Origin of the sequence: Streptococcus sp. k-90 (assembly GCF_013277565.1) — a bacterium.
Taxonomy (GTDB): Bacteria; Bacillota; Bacilli; order Lactobacillales; family Streptococcaceae; genus Streptococcus.
The window spans coordinates 1-17300 of sequence record NZ_VMNE01000026.1 but is presented as its reverse complement, the minus strand read 5'-3'; the positions used below and the strand labels follow the sequence as shown (position 1 = coordinate 17300).

21 protein-coding genes and 2 pseudogenes are annotated in these 17300 nt (G+C 40.2%); 18 read left to right on the top strand and 5 right to left on the bottom strand.

Going from position 1 to position 17300, the window contains the following annotated elements; all coding sequences use genetic code 11:
* The coding region (locus HT734_RS08250; RefSeq protein WP_173308500.1) for an LPXTG cell wall anchor domain-containing protein at positions 1-1004 on the top strand (1004 nt) is incomplete at its 5' end.
* Positions 1005-1180: 176 nt separating this feature from the next.
* Here HT734_RS08250 and HT734_RS08245 read toward each other — a convergent pair.
* Positions 1181-1372 (bottom strand): annotated as a pseudogene (locus tag HT734_RS08245) (transposase); the annotation flags it as partial.
* Positions 1373-1413: 41 nt separating this feature from the next.
* Between HT734_RS08245 and HT734_RS08240 the strand changes: the two are divergent.
* From HT734_RS08240 to dnaJ, 8 genes are all read left to right on the top strand, one after another.
* The gene (locus tag HT734_RS08240) at positions 1414-1734 is read left to right on the top strand and encodes a PadR family transcriptional regulator (protein WP_173277250.1); all 321 of its coding nucleotides are present in this window, start codon (positions 1414-1416) and stop codon (positions 1732-1734) included.
* On the top strand, positions 1734-2309 hold the full coding sequence (locus HT734_RS08235) for a DUF2812 domain-containing protein (RefSeq protein WP_173277252.1): 576 nt from the start codon (positions 1734-1736) through the stop codon (positions 2307-2309). The genes HT734_RS08240 and HT734_RS08235 overlap by 1 nt, the downstream gene beginning before the upstream one ends.
* Before the next feature lie 34 nt (positions 2310-2343).
* Complete coding sequence (locus HT734_RS08230; protein ID WP_173277254.1) at positions 2344-2856, top strand: DUF2812 domain-containing protein; 513 nt, start codon at positions 2344-2346, stop codon at positions 2854-2856.
* Positions 2857-3016: 160 nt separating this feature from the next.
* Complete coding sequence (gene hrcA / locus HT734_RS08225) at positions 3017-4051, top strand: heat-inducible transcriptional repressor HrcA (protein ID WP_101776838.1); 1035 nt, start codon at positions 3017-3019, stop codon at positions 4049-4051.
* Between the two features lie 26 nt (positions 4052-4077).
* Positions 4078-4593: a nucleotide exchange factor GrpE gene (gene grpE, locus HT734_RS08220; RefSeq protein ID WP_173277256.1), complete on the top strand. Its 516-nt coding sequence runs from the start codon at positions 4078-4080 to the stop codon at positions 4591-4593.
* A 487-nt stretch (positions 4594-5080) separates the two neighbouring features.
* Positions 5081-6904, top strand: a complete 1824-nt coding sequence (gene dnaK / locus HT734_RS08215) for a molecular chaperone DnaK (protein ID WP_000034661.1) — start codon at positions 5081-5083, stop codon at positions 6902-6904.
* Positions 6905-7119: 215 nt separating this feature from the next.
* Complete coding sequence (locus HT734_RS08210; RefSeq protein ID WP_061759563.1) at positions 7120-7752, top strand: DJ-1/PfpI family protein; 633 nt, start codon at positions 7120-7122, stop codon at positions 7750-7752.
* A 272-nt stretch (positions 7753-8024) separates the two neighbouring features.
* Positions 8025-9161, top strand: a complete 1137-nt coding sequence (dnaJ, locus tag HT734_RS08205; protein ID WP_001066319.1) for a molecular chaperone DnaJ — start codon at positions 8025-8027, stop codon at positions 9159-9161.
* 25 nt (positions 9162-9186) lie between these two features.
* Here the strand turns inward: dnaJ and HT734_RS08200 are convergent, their stop codons facing one another.
* Positions 9187-9474 (bottom strand): hypothetical protein, encoded by a 288-nt coding sequence (locus HT734_RS08200; RefSeq protein ID WP_000777754.1) that lies wholly within the window; start codon positions 9472-9474, stop codon positions 9187-9189.
* A gap of 9 nt (positions 9475-9483) precedes the next feature.
* Complete coding sequence (locus HT734_RS08195; RefSeq protein WP_140833392.1) at positions 9484-9894, bottom strand: HIT family protein; 411 nt, start codon at positions 9892-9894, stop codon at positions 9484-9486.
* 67 nt (positions 9895-9961) lie between these two features.
* Between HT734_RS08195 and HT734_RS08190 the strand changes: the two genes are divergently transcribed.
* Together HT734_RS08190 and HT734_RS08185 are read left to right on the top strand one after the other, a co-directional pair.
* Positions 9962-10693, top strand: a complete 732-nt coding sequence (locus tag HT734_RS08190; RefSeq protein ID WP_140833394.1) for an ABC transporter ATP-binding protein — start codon at positions 9962-9964, stop codon at positions 10691-10693.
* Positions 10690-11739, top strand: coding sequence for an ABC transporter permease (locus HT734_RS08185; RefSeq protein ID WP_153226621.1), 1050 nt, complete (start codon positions 10690-10692; stop codon positions 11737-11739). The genes HT734_RS08190 and HT734_RS08185 overlap by 4 nt, the downstream gene beginning before the upstream one ends.
* Before the next feature lie 61 nt (positions 11740-11800).
* Here HT734_RS08185 and HT734_RS08180 read toward each other — a convergent pair whose 3' ends face one another.
* Positions 11801-12124 (bottom strand): helicase BlpT, encoded by a 324-nt coding sequence (locus HT734_RS08180; protein ID WP_153226620.1) that lies wholly within the window; start codon positions 12122-12124, stop codon positions 11801-11803.
* 28 nt (positions 12125-12152) lie between these two features.
* Positions 12153-12404 (bottom strand): hypothetical protein, encoded by a 252-nt coding sequence (locus HT734_RS08175; protein WP_001130044.1) that lies wholly within the window; start codon positions 12402-12404, stop codon positions 12153-12155.
* Between the two features lie 360 nt (positions 12405-12764).
* Here HT734_RS08175 and HT734_RS08170 point away from each other — a divergent pair, with 360 nt between their 5' ends.
* From HT734_RS08170 to HT734_RS08145, 7 genes and pseudogenes are all read left to right on the top strand, one after another.
* The gene (locus HT734_RS08170; protein ID WP_033679706.1) at positions 12765-13103 is read left to right on the top strand and encodes a LytTR family DNA-binding domain-containing protein; all 339 of its coding nucleotides are present in this window, start codon (positions 12765-12767) and stop codon (positions 13101-13103) included.
* A gap of 4 nt (positions 13104-13107) precedes the next feature.
* Positions 13108-13845 (top strand): LytTR family DNA-binding domain-containing protein, encoded by a 738-nt coding sequence (locus tag HT734_RS08165; RefSeq protein WP_173277257.1) that lies wholly within the window; start codon positions 13108-13110, stop codon positions 13843-13845.
* Between the two features lie 13 nt (positions 13846-13858).
* Positions 13859-15208: a sensor histidine kinase gene (locus tag HT734_RS08160; RefSeq protein ID WP_173277259.1), complete on the top strand. Its 1350-nt coding sequence runs from the start codon at positions 13859-13861 to the stop codon at positions 15206-15208.
* Positions 15209-15296: 88 nt separating this feature from the next.
* The gene (locus HT734_RS09655; protein WP_345889908.1) at positions 15297-15653 is read left to right on the top strand and encodes a hypothetical protein; all 357 of its coding nucleotides are present in this window, start codon (positions 15297-15299) and stop codon (positions 15651-15653) included.
* A gap of 372 nt (positions 15654-16025) precedes the next feature.
* A complete protein-coding gene (locus HT734_RS08155; protein WP_173277261.1) occupies positions 16026-16430 on the top strand; it encodes an immunity protein in 405 nt (134 codons plus the stop codon).
* An 82-nt stretch (positions 16431-16512) separates the two neighbouring features.
* Positions 16513-16896 carry an immunity protein gene (locus HT734_RS08150; protein ID WP_173277263.1) on the top strand — a complete coding sequence of 128 codons (384 nt, stop codon included), beginning with the start codon at positions 16513-16515 and terminating at the stop codon, positions 16894-16896.
* 51 nt (positions 16897-16947) lie between these two features.
* Positions 16948-17300: pseudogene (locus HT734_RS08145) on the top strand (CPBP family intramembrane glutamate endopeptidase); the annotation flags it as partial.

The following is a 17300-nucleotide window of genomic DNA, read 5'->3' as shown; positions in this document are numbered from 1 at the left end:
ATTTCACCCCAGTGAAACCAGACGAGAAAGTTCCAGTTAAAGACAAAGCGCACTTAACTCCAGAAGAGAAAAAACAAGTGGAAGACAAAGTCAAAGCGAAGAACCCAGGTAAGGAAGTCACTGTAGGCGAAGACGGCACCGCAACGTTGAAAGATCCAACAACCGGCATCAGTCACCAAATTCCAGGAAGTGACTTGGTCAACCAAGATTTTGGTGTAAACGGTATTCCAGAAGTAACTCCAAGTCAACCAGCGTACACCGATCCAGTGGGCACAAGTAGTACAGATGGCGAAGGCAATGTTATTACACCACCAACTGTAGAAGTCCCAGCCTATACCGATCCAGTGGGTACAAGTAGTACGGATGGCGAAGGCAACTTGATTACGCCACCAAGTGTCGAAGTTCCAGCCTACACCGATCCAGTGGGCACAAGTAGTACGGATGGCGAAGGCAATGTCATTACTCCACCAACTGTAGAAGTTCCAGCGTATACCGATCCAGTAGGTACAAGTAGTACAGATGGCGAAGGCAATGTTATTACACCACCAACTGTAGAAGTTCCAGCGTATACCGATCCAGTGGGCACAAGTAGTACGGATGGTGAAGGTAACTTGATTACACCACCAACAGCAGAAGTTCCAGCGTATACCGACCCAGTGGGCACAAGTGGTACGGATGGTGAAGGTAACTTGATTACGCCGCCAACTGTAGAAATTCCAGCCTACACAGGCAGTGTTAACGGCATTCCAGAAGTTACCCCAGCTCAACCAGACTATGAAGGTAGTGTAAATAGTATTCCAGAAGAAATACCAGCTCATCCAGATTACGACGGTAGTGCTAATGGAATGTCAGAGGGAACGCCAACATCTGAAACTACAATAAATAAAGATCGACAACTTCCAAATACAGGAACAGAGAAATCAAATACATCACTTGTTGTAGCTCTCTTAGCAGCTATGACTGGTGGACTTCTCATTTCACGAAAACGGAAGGAAGAAGAGTGACGATTTATAGATTGTACAGTCAATAACAAGTGATTTGTATAAAATCAGTAAAATGAGTTGATATACAAGTAACTGTGTTTACATCAGAAAGCAACGTGTTTAGCGTTGCTTTTTGATTCTTTGTCATGAAGCTAGAATAGTGCAATGCGAATTCTAAGGCGTTGTTAGAAATTGATCTACAGTAAATTGAAACAAGAATAAGACAAAAGAGCCTCAAAAAAAGTATTGCAACTTGGTAATACCTTTTTGAGGTGCTTTTTGATATAGGCCCATGTTTTCTCAATAGGATTGTACTCAGGTGAGTAGGGAGGAAATGGTAAAAGTTTATGCCCGAATTCTTCACATAAGAGCTCTAGCTTATCCATTTTTTCTTTCTTTTTATATCGAACTAAATAGGAGATGGTTATAAATGGAATTAACGGATAAGATTCGTCGAGTTTATCTTCCCATGACGGAAACGGGTTTTTATATCTTGTTCTGTTTGCAAAAGGAGCGTCATGGTTATAGTATTACGCAAAAGGTCAAGGATATGACAGATTCGCAAGTCTTGATTAGTCCTGGAACTATGTATGGAACCTTGTCAAAAATGGAAAAGGATGGTTTGATTTCCTTTGTCCGAGAAGAAGAAAAACGGAAAATCTATCAGATTACAGACTTGGGACGCAAAGTCTTAGAGATTGAATTGAAACGTATTGAACGGCTCTATAGAAACAGTCGGGAGGAAGGATGATGGAAAAGAAGATTGTTTATAGAATTGCTACCATTGCGGATTATGATAGAGAGGCTTTATATCTTAGAAAAATGCATGCTGAGGGTTGGAGACTTAAGGAAGTGACCCACTGTAACTTAGTAGTTGCGGTTAAGTATACTTTTGAAAAGTGTCAGCCTGAGCAGGTGTCTTATCAGTTGGACTTTTATCCCATGAAAAAATCAGAGAGAGCATCCTATTTACAACTATTTAAAGACTGTGGCTGGGAGCATATTACAAACTTTAATGGTTTTTCCTACTTTAGAAAAGCACATTCTGAAATTGAGTCGGATGCGGAGTTTGAAATCTATAATGATGCGACCGGGAAGTTAGCTATGGTCAAACGCATTTTAACAATGCGGATGCTTCCTATTTTACTTCTCTTTGCAGCTCTACTACCGATTTTTTCAAAGTTCCTCGGTAGAGGTAGTTATTTCAGTTGGGAAGTGTTTTTGATTTTCATAATAGATTGGGTTTTATTGATAGTTTTTGTGATTCAGATTTCTTATATTTTTTGGAAATTGTTTCAAAAGTGGAAAGAATTATCCGATAAATAAAGCCGTATATGTATTCTAATTTGGAGGTTAGACAATGAATAGCAGAGTACAATTTCGGATTTTCACTATTCTTGATTTGGATAAGAAAGAAGAATATTTACATGAGATGCACTTGGAAGGTTGGAGGTATAGAGCGAGTCGTTTTGGTTTGTTCTATTTTGACCAATGTCAACCAGACGATGTTATCTACTGTATCTATGATTCTAGATTTCTTAAAAAGTATAAGCATGAACTGCAAGATTTTAGAAATAGAGGTTGGGAATTGATAGAAACAGGTTTTTGTTCAATTTTTCGTAAACCAGCTTCTGATCTACTTTCAGAGGATCAAGTCTATATGAGTAAGGGGCTCAGATGGGAAGTTATGCGATATAGACTTCGTTCATGTACAGCTACTTTCTTAGGTGGTCTTGTTGTTTGTATGAGTCCGTTTAGAGAAGATCTTTCTATGTCTTTCTTCATTATTTTTGTTTTGTATGCTTTTCTGATTTCCTATCTAATCTATGGTTATTTCAGACTAAAAAGAAAATACCTAGTAGATAAACAGTAAGTTTCTAGGTCTTCAGACTGATTTTTAGCACTCTTTACAAAAGAGTGCTAATTTTTTGAGTTTTTATCTTGACATTCTCTTCTAAGGGTGTATAATAGAATCATAAGTTAGCACTTGAGGGTATCGAGTGCTAATCGATCAGACAGAGAGGAGTGATGAGATGGTTACAGAGCGTCAACAGGATATTTTAAATCTGATTATTGACATTTTTACCAAAACGCACGAACCTGTCGGATCCAAAGCCTTGCAAGAGTCTATTAACTCTAGCAGCGCAACCATTCGTAATGACATGGCGGCTCTAGAAAAGCAAGGTTTGCTTGAAAAGGCTCATACTTCAAGTGGTCGGATGCCAAGTGTTGCTGGTTTTCAGTACTATGTGAAACACTCACTGGATTTTGACCGACTGGCTGAAAATGAGGTTTATGAGATTGTTAAAGCCTTTGATCAGGAATTCTTCAAACTGGAGGATATTCTGCAAGAGGCCGCTAACCTACTGACAGACCTGAGTGGCTGTACGGTAGTAGCACTAGATGTTGAACCGAGCAGGCAACGTTTGACAGCCTTTGATATCGTTGTTTTGGGGCAACATACAGCCTTGGCAGTATTCACCTTAGACGAGTCGCGAACGGTTACCAGTCAGTTTCTGATTCCAAGGAACTTTTTGCAGGAGGATTTGCTGAAACTGAAGAATATCATTCAGGAACGTTTCCTCGGTCACACCGTTCTAGATATCCACTACAAGATTCGGACAGAGATTCCGCAGATTATCCAGCGTTACTTTACAACAACGGACAATGTCATGGATCTCTTTGAACACATCTTTAAAGAAATGTTTAACGAAAACATTGTGGTGGCGGGCAAGGTCAATCTCTTGAATTTTGCCAATCTGGCAGCTTATCAGTTCTTTGACCAACCGCAAAAGGTGGCCCTGGAAATTCGTGAGGGGCTGCATGAAGATCAGATGCAAAACGTTCGTGTTGCAGACAGTCAAGAGTCCTGTCTAGCTGACCTAGCGGTGATTAGTAGCAAGTTCCTCATTCCTTATCGAGGAGTTGGAATTCTAGCCATTATCGGTCCAGTCAATCTGGATTACCAACAGCTAATCAACCAAGTCAATGTGGTCAATCGTGTTTTGACCATGAAGTTGACAGATTTTTACCGCTACCTCAGCAGTAATCATTACGAAGTACATTAAGATTGAAATCATTAAAGGAGGCGAAAATGGCCCAAGATATAAAAAATGAAGAAGTTCAAGAAGAGGAAGTTGTGGAAACGGTAGAAGAAACAACTCCTGAAAAGTCTGAGTTGGACTTGGCAAATGAACGTGCGGATGAGTTCGAAAACAAATACCTTCGCGCTCATGCAGAAATGCAAAACATCCAACGCCGTGCCAATGAAGAGCGTCAAAACTTGCAACGTTACCGTAGTCAGGATTTGGCAAAAGCAATCTTACCATCTCTTGACAACCTTGAGCGTGCACTCGCAGTTGAAGGTTTGACAGACGATGTTAAAAAAGGATTGGAGATGGTGCAAGAAAGCTTGATTCACGCTTTGAAAGAAGAAGGAATCGAAGAAATCGCAGCTGACGGCGAATTTGACCATAACTATCATATGGCCATCCAAACTCTCCCAGCAGACGATGAACACCCAGCAGACACCATTGCACAAGTCTTCCAAAAAGGCTACAAACTCCATGACCGCATCCTGCGCCCAGCCATGGTGGTGGTTTATAACTAGGATACAAAGCCCGTAAAAAGCTCACAGTAAAAATAGGAGATTGACGAAGTGTTCGATGAACACAAGGAAATCTATCTTTTTTACCCAGAGCTTAGGGCGTGTTCGATTAGGCAATTCTGACGGTAGCTAAAGCAACTCGTCAGAAAACGGCAATCGCTATGGCGTTTGCCTAGCCTCCTTACTAACTCGTCGTCGAAATAATATCGATTTCGACTCCTCGTGTCGTAACATAAATACATTGAAAACTTGTCCGAAACGACACTAAACTATGAAAGAAAGATAAAAAGCAAGCCGGAGGCTTGCAAGGAAGATATTGCCCGCCGTGGTGAAAGTTTCAGTAGCTTTTGCTACTGAAACAGGGGATTTTTGAGACAATAGGCTCAAAAATAAGTGATGAAATCCCGTAGGGAGTTGCTCACGTCCCCACCACTTAAGGGGAATATCAAAAAAATCAAAATTAGAATTAAAATAACAAGGAGAAAAACACATGTCTAAAATTATCGGTATTGACTTAGGTACAACAAACTCAGCAGTTGCAGTTCTTGAAGGAACTGAAAGCAAAATCATCGCAAACCCAGAAGGAAACCGCACAACTCCATCTGTAGTATCATTCAAGAACGGAGAAATCATCGTTGGTGATGCTGCAAAACGTCAAGCAGTTACAAATCCAGATACAGTCATCTCTATCAAATCTAAGATGGGGACTTCTGAAAAAGTTTCTGCTAACGGAAAAGAATACACTCCACAAGAAATCTCAGCTATGATTCTTCAATACTTGAAAGGTTATGCTGAGGACTACCTTGGTGAAAAAGTAACTAAAGCAGTTATCACAGTTCCAGCTTACTTCAACGACGCTCAACGTCAAGCAACAAAAGACGCTGGTAAAATCGCTGGTCTTGAAGTAGAACGTATCGTCAACGAACCAACTGCAGCAGCTCTTGCTTACGGTTTGGACAAGACTGACAAAGAAGAAAAAATCTTGGTATTCGACCTTGGTGGTGGTACATTCGACGTATCTATTCTTGAATTGGGTGACGGTGTCTTCGACGTATTGTCAACTGCAGGGGACAACAAACTTGGTGGTGACGACTTTGACCAAAAAATCATCGACCACTTGGTAGCAGAATTCAAGAAAGAAAACGGTATTGACTTGTCTACTGACAAGATGGCAATGCAACGTTTGAAAGATGCAGCTGAAAAAGCGAAGAAAGACCTTTCTGGTGTAACTTCAACACAAATCAGCCTGCCATTTATCACTGCTGGTGAAGCTGGACCTCTTCACTTGGAAATGACTTTGACTCGTGCGAAATTTGACGATTTGACTCGTGACCTTGTAGAACGTACAAAAGTTCCAGTTCGTCAAGCCCTTTCAGATGCAGGTTTGAGCTTGTCAGAAATCGACGAAGTTATCCTTGTTGGTGGTTCAACTCGTATCCCAGCCGTTGTAGAAGCTGTTAAAGCTGAAACTGGTAAAGAACCAAACAAATCAGTAAATCCTGACGAAGTAGTTGCTATGGGTGCTGCGATCCAAGGTGGTGTGATTACTGGTGATGTCAAAGACGTTGTCCTTCTTGACGTAACACCATTGTCACTTGGTATCGAAACAATGGGTGGGGTATTTACAAAACTCATCGACCGCAACACTACTATTCCAACATCTAAATCACAAGTCTTCTCAACTGCAGCAGACAACCAACCAGCCGTTGATATCCACGTTCTTCAAGGTGAACGCCCAATGGCAGCAGATAACAAGACTCTTGGACGCTTCCAATTGACAGATATCCCAGCTGCACCTCGTGGAATTCCTCAAATCGAAGTAACATTTGATATCGACAAGAACGGTATCGTGTCTGTTAAGGCCAAAGACCTTGGAACTCAAAAAGAACAAACTATTGTCATCCAATCTAACTCAGGTTTGACAGACGAAGAAATCGACCGCATGATGAAAGATGCAGAAGCAAACGCTGAAGCAGATAAAAAACGTAAAGAAGAAGTAGACCTTCGTAACGAAGTAGACCAAGCAATCTTTGCGACTGAAAAGACAATTAAAGAAACTGAAGGCAAAGGCTTCGATGCAGAACGTGACGCTGCCCAAGCTGCCCTTGATGACCTTAAGAAAGCTCAAGAAGATAACAACTTGGACGATATGAAAGCAAAACTTGAAGCATTGAACGAAAAAGCTCAAGGACTTGCTGTTAAACTCTACGAACAAGCCGCAGCAGCGCAACAAGCTCAAGCAGGAGCAGAAGGCGCACAAGCCACAGGAAACGCAGGCGATGACGTCGTAGACGGAGAGTTTACTGAGAAATAAGATGCAAAGCCCGTTAAAACCTCACAGTGAAAATAGGAAATCTGACGCAGAAACTTTAGTTTCTAGGAAGATTTGTCTTTTTCACCAAGAGGTTAGGGAGTGCTCGATTTAGCATTACTAGTTTGATTTTTAAAACTCGAACGTCGTAATGATAGGAAGAAATCCAGAGGTTGCAACCCAGCCTCTGTTTTTCGATAAAATAGAGGATGTTGCGTATGAAAAAAGTACTTTGTATCATTTATCCTAATTTTTCTCTTTATGAGATAACCACTTTAACGAGTACTTTAGCTCTGTCTTTTGATATCACGATTGATTATGTAGCTTCTGAGAATTCGATGGTGGTCTCTGAGGATGGTTTGCCCTGTCAACCGACGAAAACATTGGATCAGATCCGCATAGAAGATTATTCTTGTGTGATTTTGCCAGGAATGGTAAATATAGGTTCTACTCTACAAGATGAGAAATTGATCTCGTTTTTGAGAAGTCTTAATGAGCAGGATATCCTAATTGCAGCCATTTCTTCAGCGCCTCTTTTATTGGCGAAAGCAGGCTTGTTGAACGACACGAAATTTACAGGTGGAATTTGGCAAAACTTCTTTGATTATTTTGAATTTCTTCCACGTGAGAATTTCCAACCGAAAGTTCTTGTCCAAGATAAACAAATCATTACGGCTATTGGTTTTGCACATCAAGAGTTTGCAAGAAAAGTGATTTTCGGTTTAGGGTTGGCAGAGAATACGGACAACTATTTTAAAGAACAGAACGAGTATGCTGAAGAGGATTTGATATTTACTCTATCAGATGAAGAGTTTAATCAAGTAAAGCAGAGTATAGAAAACAGCCTCTAAAGATTTACATGAAAATTATAGAAAGGAATAAGGGTGTTCAGGGAATTGAACTCACACTCTGAGCTTTCTTACTCAATATAAAAGAAAGGAATTGAACCCGACCTAGATTGAGGTTTTATTCCGCAATATTAACAGAAAGGAATAAGGGTGTTCGAGTAACTGAACACGGGCTACGGACTGTGCCAAAAAGATAGTTTTTCTAGGACGCAAGCGTCCGTCGTCAAAACTCCTTTTTTGGCTGTGTCCGGCTGACGCCCTTTGTATCTTGAATTATGAACAATACTGAATTTTATGATCGTCTGGGGGTGTCAAAAAACGCTTCGGCAGACGAGATCAAAAAGGCTTATCGTAAGCTTTCCAAAAAATATCACCCAGATATCAATAAGGAGCCTGGTGCTGAGGAAAAGTACAAGGAAGTTCAAGAAGCCTATGAGACTTTGAGTGACGACCAAAAACGTGCTGCCTATGATCAATATGGTGCTGCAGGAGCTAACGGTGGCTTTGGTGGTGCTGGTGGTTTCGGCGGTTTCAACGGAGCAGGTGGCTTCGGTGGTTTTGAGGACATCTTCTCAAGTTTCTTCGGCGGAGGAGGTGCTTCGCGTAATCCAAACGCTCCTCGTCAGGGGGATGACCTCCAATACCGTGTGAATTTGACTTTTGAAGAAGCTATTTTTGGAGCTGAAAAAGAAGTTAAATACAACCGTGAAGCAAGCTGTCGTACATGTAATGGCTCTGGTGCTAAGCCAGGAACAAGTCCAGTCACTTGTGGACGCTGTCATGGTGCTGGTGTCATTAACGTTGATACACAAACTCCTCTTGGTATGATGCGTCGTCAAGTAACCTGTGATGTCTGTCATGGTCGTGGAAAAGAAATTAAAGATCCATGTACAACATGTCACGGAACAGGTCATGAAAAACAAGCCCATAGTGTACATGTAAAAATCCCTGCTGGTGTGGAAACTGGTCAACAAATTCGCTTAGCTGGTCAGGGTGAAGCAGGATTTAACGGTGGACCATACGGTGACTTGTACGTGGTGGTTTCTGTGGAAGCCAGCGACAAGTTTGAACGTGAAGGAACGACTATCTTCTACAATCTCAACCTCAATTTTGTTCAAGCAGCTCTTGGTGACACAGTTGATATCCCAACTGTTCATGGTGATGTTGAATTGGTTATCCCAGAGGGAACTCAGACTGGAAAGAAATTCCGCCTACGTGGCAAGGGAGCTCCTAGCCTTCGTGGTGGTGCAGTTGGTGACCAATACGTTACTGTTAATGTCGTAACACCGACAGGCTTGAACGACCGCCAAAAAGCAGCTTTGAAAGAATTCGCAGCTGCTGGTGATTTAAAAGTCAATCCAAAGAAAAAGGGCTTCTTTGACCATATTAAAGATGCATTTGAAGGAGAATAAAGCAAAAAGAGCCGTCGGGCTCTTTTTACTTATCTTCAATTTCCTGTGTTTCTTTGATCACAGCTAGTCTAGTCTGGATATCCTTTTCCAAGACCTTAAACTTGTAAGTCAGGTCTTCTTGGTATTCCTTGATGAGTTCTTTTTGCTGGTCGATGATTTGCAGGCTATTTTGGATAATATCCACATCGTCCTTGATAGCTTGAACGCGGTCAGTTGTATTCAAGACTTCATCTGTGATGGTTTGACGATTTTTTGTGACCAGATAACTTCCGGCTGCAGCTCCTGCAAATAGCAGTAGGTTGGATAATTTCATGGCAACTCCTTAGGCGTTTTTGATGGTTTCAGCGACTTGAGCAAGTTTGTCAAAGTCTGGTTCGTGGGCGATAAAATCAATCTTGAGGTCATCGTCCGCACCGTAACGAGGTACAAGGTGAACGTGGGTATGAAAGACGGTTTGACCAGCGATTTCTTCGCAGTTGGCAATGATATTCATGCCAGCAGCCTTGGTAGCTTTCATGACTTTTTGAGCCACTTTTGGCACTTGGGCAAAGAGTTGGCTGGCGCTAGTAGCGTCCATTTCCAAAAGATTACGATAGTGTTCTTTTGGCACGACCAAGGTATGTCCTGGTGTCACTTGAGAGATATCAAGAAAGGCAAGAACCTGCTCATCTTCATATACTTTTGAAGCAGGGATTTCCCCTGCGATGATTTTACAAAAAATGCAATCTGACATAAAATCTACCTCTACTGTATTGAATTTTGATATAATATAGCTACATTATACCAGATTTGGAGAAAATATGTTAGAAATTAAAAATCTGACAGGTGGCTATGTCCATGTCCCTGTCTTGAAAGATGTGTCTTTTACTGTTGAAAGTGGACAGTTGGTTGGTTTGATTGGTCTCAATGGTGCTGGGAAATCAACGACAATCAATGAGATTATCGGTCTGTTGACACCTTATAGTGGTTCCATCAATATCAATGGCTTGACCCTGCAAGAAGATGCGACTAGCTACCGCAAGCAGATTGGTTACATTCCCGAGACACCTAGCCTGTATGAGGAATTGACCCTCAGAGAGCATATCGAAACAGTTGCCATGGCTTATGGTATTGAGCAAAAAGTGGCTTTTGATCGAGTAGAAGCTTTGTTAAAAATGTTCCGTCTGGACCAGAAATTAGACTGGTTTCCAGTTCATTTTTCAAAAGGGATGAAGCAGAAAGTCATGATTATCTGTGCTTTTGTGGTGGATCCGAGTCTCTTTATCGTGGATGAGCCTTTCCTTGGTCTTGATCCGTTGGCTATTGCAGACTTGATTCAGCTTTTGGAAGTGGAAAAGCAAAAGGGTAAGTCTATTCTCATGAGTACTCACGTGCTGGATTCGGCGGAGAAGATGTGTGATGCCTTTGTCATTCTCCATAAGGGAGAGGTGCGTGCCAAGGGGAATCTCCTGCAACTGCGCGAAGCCTTTGATATGCCTGAGGCTAGTTTGAATGACATTTACTTGGCGCTGACCAAAGAGGAGGACCTATGAAAGACTTGTTTTTAAAGAGAAAGCAGGCTTTTCGTAAGGAGTGTCTTGGTTATCTGCGCTATGTTCTCAATGACCACTTTGTCTTATTCCTGCTTGTTCTGCTGGGCTTTCTAGCCTACCAGTACAGTCAACTCTTGCAACATTTTCCTGAAAATCATTGGCCGATCCTTTTGTTTATAGGAATTACCTCTGTTTTACTTTTGCTTTGGGGTGGAATTGCCACCTATATGGAGGCTCCAGACAAGCTCTTTCTCTTAGTTGGAGAAGAGGAAATCAAGCTCCATCTCAAGCGTCAAACTGGCATTTCCCTATTCTTTTGGCTCTTTGTCCAGACCCTTTTCTTGCTTTTATTTGCGCCTTTATTTTTGGCCATGGGTTATGGCTTGCCAGTTTTTCTGATCTATGTGCCTTTATTTGGGGTAGGGAAATATCTGCTCTTTCGTCAAAAGGCCAGCAAATTTTTCACTGAAACTGGTCTTGATTGGGACTTTGTCATTTCCCAAGAAAGTAAGCGTAAGCAAGTCTTGCTTCGTTTCTTTGCTCTCTTTACCCAGGTCAAGGGAATTTCAAACAGCGTCAAGCGTCGTGCCTATCTGGACTTTATCCTAAAGGCTGTTCAGAAGGTGCCTGGGAAGATTTGGCAAAATCTCTATCTGCGTTCTTATCTGCGAAATGGAGATCTCTTTGCCCTCAGTCTCCGTCTTCTCTTGCTTTCCATACTGGCGCAGGTCTTTATCGAGCAGGCTTGGATTGCGACAGCAGTGGTGGTTCTCTTTAACTACCTCTTGCTCTTCCAGTTATTGGCCCTCTATCATGCCTTTGACTACCAGTATTTGACCCAACTCTTTCCGCTGGACAAGGGGCAAAAGGAAAAAGGTTTGCAGGCGGTAGTCCGAGGATTGACCAGTTTTGTTTTACTTGTGGAATTAGTCGTCGGCCTTGTGACTTTCCAAGAAAAATTAGCCCTTCTAGCCTTGCTGGGAGCTGGTTTGGTTTTACTAGTCTTGTACTTACCTTATCAGGTAAAACGTCAGATGCAGGACTAGCATTGCCTATACGACACTAAAAAAGAAGTTGAGTTCAGTTTGTCTCAACTTCTTTTATTTTCTACAAGATAATGGTTGGTCCGTAGAGACTCAACTTGGTCTTGACTTGGTCAAAGTGGAAGCGGTCATAGGCCCGCCAAGCGGCGCGAGTAGGAGCATCTGGATTGAGGGCGCTGAGTCCCATGAGAAGACTGGAAGTCTGGTAAAATTTTTCCAGTTCAATCAAGACTCGATTATCCACAGTCTCAGCCTTGGCTAGAAAACCAAGAATAGAGTTTAATTGCTCCTGAAAGCGGACGTCGTCAGCTGTTGCCTGTTTGCATGCTTGGTAGGCTTTGTTTAAGTCCGTAATCAAAGTCTGAGCTGTTTTGATTGGGTTTGTCATTTACGTGACCTCCTATATAATTTATATTTTAAGGTAAGGGATTGTGTAAATCTCCTAGTGAGGCACCTATATTATTAGCAACATTGCCAACTATGTTGCCCCAATCAATGATACATTTACCATTATCAAGATTAGCTTTATTATATGAATATCCATTTCTACATAGTACATTATCGCTAATTATATGAAACGGAGAATACCATCCATATGGAATACTACCGCCATTTATATGAGAAAGTTCGATTGATGTTAATTGTTTTGTTTTATTTGACTTGGCCATAATTTTCTCCTTGTTATATTTACGTCAATTGCAATAGAGTATATTTATAGGGTGTTAATCATGGTGGATGTGAATAAATCATATGCAGCCCTCCTTTTTTGATGATTTTTAAAGTTATTGCAAACATAGTCTTTCTATAATCATAGTTTATCACTTTTAACTCTTTTTTTTTATTCAAATCTTTAATTGTCATTGAAATGTCTTGAATTGCGCTGAGTGAATTTTATGATAAAATAGTGGTAAGATTATCATGCTTATTTGAGGAACAAGCTACCTTTCAGGAGCGTTGAAGGCCTGTTTAGGATTGGGTGTGCTTGTGTTAAATTTTTTCTGTTATTCTTTTCTTAGGAGGAGAATCCAATGAAACATATGATTATTCAGACACAGAAAACAGTCTATAAAGTAAACGTCGACGATATCTACTATATCCAAGCACATCCAACTAAAGCCCATACCGTACAGATTGTTACAGAAGAGGCTAGTTTTAATATGGTTCAAAATTTAAGTAATCTTGAGAACCAATATGGGGAAAACTTGATGAGGTGTCATCGAAATTGTTTGGTCAATCTTGATAAAGTAAAATCGATTGATTTTCAAGAAAGAATCCTTTTTCTTGGAGAAGAAGGTCAATACGCTGTCAAGTATGCCAGACGTCGCTATAGAGAAATTCGTCAAAAATGGTTGAAAGAAGGAGAGTAAGAAGATGAGAATATTTGTTTTAGAAGATGATTTTTCCCAACAAGCTAGAATTGAAACAACGATTGAGAAACTCTTGAAGGAACATCATATCACTCCCAGTTCTTTTGAAGTTTTTGGCAAACCAGACCAGCTGCTGTCAGAGGTGCATGAGAAGGGGGCCCATCAGCTATTCTTTTTGGATATTGAGATTCGAAACGAGGAGATGAAAGGGCTAGAAGTAGCTAGAAAGATTCGGGATCGAGACCCCTATGCTCTCATCGTCTTTGTGACGACTCACTCGGAGTTTATGCCCCTGTCCTTTCGCTACCAAGTGTCTGCTTTGGACTATATTGATAAGGCCCTTTCGGCAGAGGAATTTGAATCTCGGATCGAGACAGCCCTCCTCTATGCCAATGGTCAAGACAGTAAGAGTCTAGCGGAAGATTGCTTTTACTTTAAATCAAAATTTGCCCAATTCCAGTATCCTTTTAAAGAGGTTTATTATCTCGAAACGTCGCCCAGAGCCCATCGTGTTATTCTCTATACCAAGACGGACAGGCTGGAATTTACAGCGAGTTTAGAGGAGGTTTTCAAGCAGGAGCCTCGTCTCTTGCAGTGCCATCGCTCTTTTCTCATTAATCCTGCCAATGTGGTTCGTTTGGATAAGAAAGAAAAACTTCTTTACTTCCCCAATGGTGGAAGCTGTCTGATAGCGCGTTATAAGGTCAGGGAAGTGTCTGAGGCTATCAATAACTTGCATTGAGCTAGGAGAGTTTATGAATATTACTTGGATATTATTGTATACACTTGTTACTCATGGACTAGAAATTGTCATTTTCTTTAAGGTGGATGGAATTGGTCTCACTTTTGAGAGGATTTTTAAAGCCTTTCTTTTTAAGATACTGTTGGCCTTTGTTTTTTTAATGATTGGCTATATAGTAGGAGATAGTTTCCTATTTTATTTTATGGAACCCTTGTACGGCATAGGCTTGTCTTTCTTATTGTTAAGAGGGCTTCCTAAAAAACTCCTTTTCTTTTATGGTCTCTTTCCAATGATATTGGTGAATCTCTTTTATAGAGGAGTCTCCTATTTTGTGCTTCCATTTTTGGGACAAGTAATTGTAGATAAAGATAGCAATCCTATCTTTTTACTGATGAAGATATTCGTTTGCTTCATAGTTTTAATCTTTTTGAAATGGTTGGACTATGATTTCACTAACTTGAGAAAGGAGATTCTAGATAAAGCTTTTCAAAAGTCCCTGACTAAGATTAACTGGATAATGGGGGCTTACTATCTAGTGATGCAAAGTCTGTCTTTCTTTGAATATGAACAAGGTATTCAATCAACGACTGTTCGCCATCTCATCCTAGTCTTTTACCTGCTCTTTTTTATGGGGATGATCAAGAAATTGGATACCTATTTGAAGGACAAACTTCATGAGAGACTGGACCAAGAGCAGGTCTTGCGCTACAGAGATATGGAACGCTATAGTCGGCATATAGAGGAACTTTACAAGGAAGTACGGAGTTTTCGGCATGATTATACCAATCTCTTGACCAGTTTACGTCTGGGTATTGAAGAGGAGGATATGGAGCAGATAAAAGAGGTCTACGACTCGGTCTTAAAGGATTCTAGTGAAAAATTGCAGGATAATAAATATGACCTTGGACGACTAGTGAATGTTCGGGATCGTGCCCTCAAAAGTCTCCTAGCTGGAAAATTTCTAAAAGCTAGAGATAAGAACATAGTCTTTAATGTCGAAGTTCCTGAAGAGATTCAGGTCGAGGGGATGAGTCTACTTGATTTTCTAACCATTGTGTCTATCCTTTGTGACAATGCTATTGAAGCTAGTGTAGAGGCCAGTCAACTTCACGTTTCAATCGCCTTTTTAAAAAATGGGGCACAGGAGACCTTTATCATCGAAAATGCCATCAAAGAAGAGGGGATAGATATTTCTGAGATTTTCTCCTTTGGAGCCAGTTCTAAAGGGGAGGAGAGAGGAGTTGGTCTCTATACCGTCATGAAGATTGTGGAAAGCCATCCTAATACCAGTCTAAATACCACCTGTCAAGATCAAGTCTTTCGTCAGGTTTTAACGGTTCACTTGCTGCCGGTTGGTCATTAGAAAATTTGTGAAAAAATTGGTAGAAGTTAACAGACAAAGTTTGTCTTTATTGAGCCTGACTTTTACCAGAGTATCTGAGGTATCATAAATGAATAAGAAATCCTTTTTTATCATCTGTTCTACGTTGATTATAGCATCAAATCTTCTCATGATTTCCGTGGTGAACAAGGGAGAAGAAACAGGGAGCAACCTGTTTGTGATTGCTATAGCCTGTGTTTTGCTACCAGCCTTTTTATATGCAGTTGAAAACAGACTTACTTCAATGGTAAGAGTAGAATCAATACTCCTGATTCAGTTGACAGTTATATCCCTACTCCGTCTTATCAACAGAATAGGGAGTACGCCTGAAATCCTCAACATTATCATTACCCTTGTCGCTTTGGCAAGTGGGACAGCCTGTATCCTTGTTGCAATCATGAGAATCTATCAGAACAGACGAAAGTGAGGGTGAATAGTTTTCTATTTTGTATTTTCACATTGTTAAGTTTCCATAGGGCAAGTGTGTTTTTCATGCTTGCTTTTTAAATTTTTAACAATTCAAGATGTTTTGATGACCATTTATGATTTCAGTGATCCAAGGTCAAAATGAGTGCTATACTAGCAGTGTAAAGGTTCTAGCTCAACTCAGATAAAGAATACATTTAGGAGGAAATTTTATGAAGAAAAAAATACTTGTCATTTTCATCTTGTATCTAATCATGTCCATCTTTCTTTATCCGCTTAGGGAGAGTATTTGGTATCATTTATTTTATACCATAGCCTATGTGATTGCAGTTATGATTTATTTTGCTTTAATGAAAAAGAAAGGAGCAAAGAAATGAAAACTTTTCTTGCTAAAAAACAGACCATCTTCCTTGCGAGATTGTTCCTAGGGCAGTTGCCCTTACTTATCTCTACTTATCTATTTCTATCTCGTCAGTTTTTAAATTTTTCTTTAATTTTCCAATTTCTTTTAGTGGTTATTAACTTAGCTTCCATTTTGGTCACTGTTTACCTCACTAGGGAGATGAGGATAAGAGAGTTTGAAGATGATGATTTGGTTAGTCCTAGAACCAATCAACTCATGTATATCGGCTTGGCAGGTTTTATGTCTATTATTTGTTTGTATAGAGGTATCACAGCAGGAGAATCCTATCAACAATTAATAGCCTATATTGGTGCCATTCTCTGCTTGATTATCATGCTTTTACTCATTTGGGGCTTGAAGTATTATAAAAAGTAGCTTTCTATCCTTTTCTGACAGGATATTTGAGTAGAAGGCTCTATTAAATTGTTAGTGAAATAAATGAATGGAGGTATTTAATATGAAATACAGATTATTTCTTGTTATTTTCTTGAGTAGTATGTTGAATATTCTTTTAGGGACATTTTTACAAATCTCTAATGTATCGATTGGGTGGATTGTTCTCTACAGTGGCTTGTTTGAAGCAGGCGTTTTCCTTCTTGCTAATAAAGGGGTGGCGGTAAAAATCAAGGAAGTAGATATTCGAAATCGCTTTAAATTTATTTTTGGAAAAACGGTATGGTTTCAAATTCTTTTGCTCATCTTTTTGATGGTCAAACTTTATCTTGGTTTGGATGCGAGGTTGATTTTATTCTATGGACATATTTTCATTGTCTTTAATGCCTTAATGTATCTATTATCTAGTAGTCAGGTTAGCCTTAAAAAGAACAAACTGTCTTCTTAATCTTACAGCAGTAGAGCCTAACAAGGGGAGGTCATAGTGGAAAGGATTTTTATGAAAAAGTATCAACTTCTATTCAAAATAAGTGCAGTTTTCTCTTACTTATTTTTCGTATTTGGTCTTGCTCAGCTGACGTATATCGTCCAAAATTATTGGCAATTTTCTTCCCAGATTGGCAATTTCGTCTGGATTCAAAATATCTTGAGTTTACTATTTAGCGGAGTCATGATTTGGATTCTGGTTAAGACAGGTCATGGTTATCTCTTTCACATTCCAAGAAAAAAATGGCTTTGGTATTCGATTTTGACAGTATTAGTGGTAGTGCTCCAGATCTCTTTTAACGTTCAGACAGCTAAACATGTTCAGTCAACTGCTGAAGGTTGGGCTGTATTGATCGGTTATAGTGG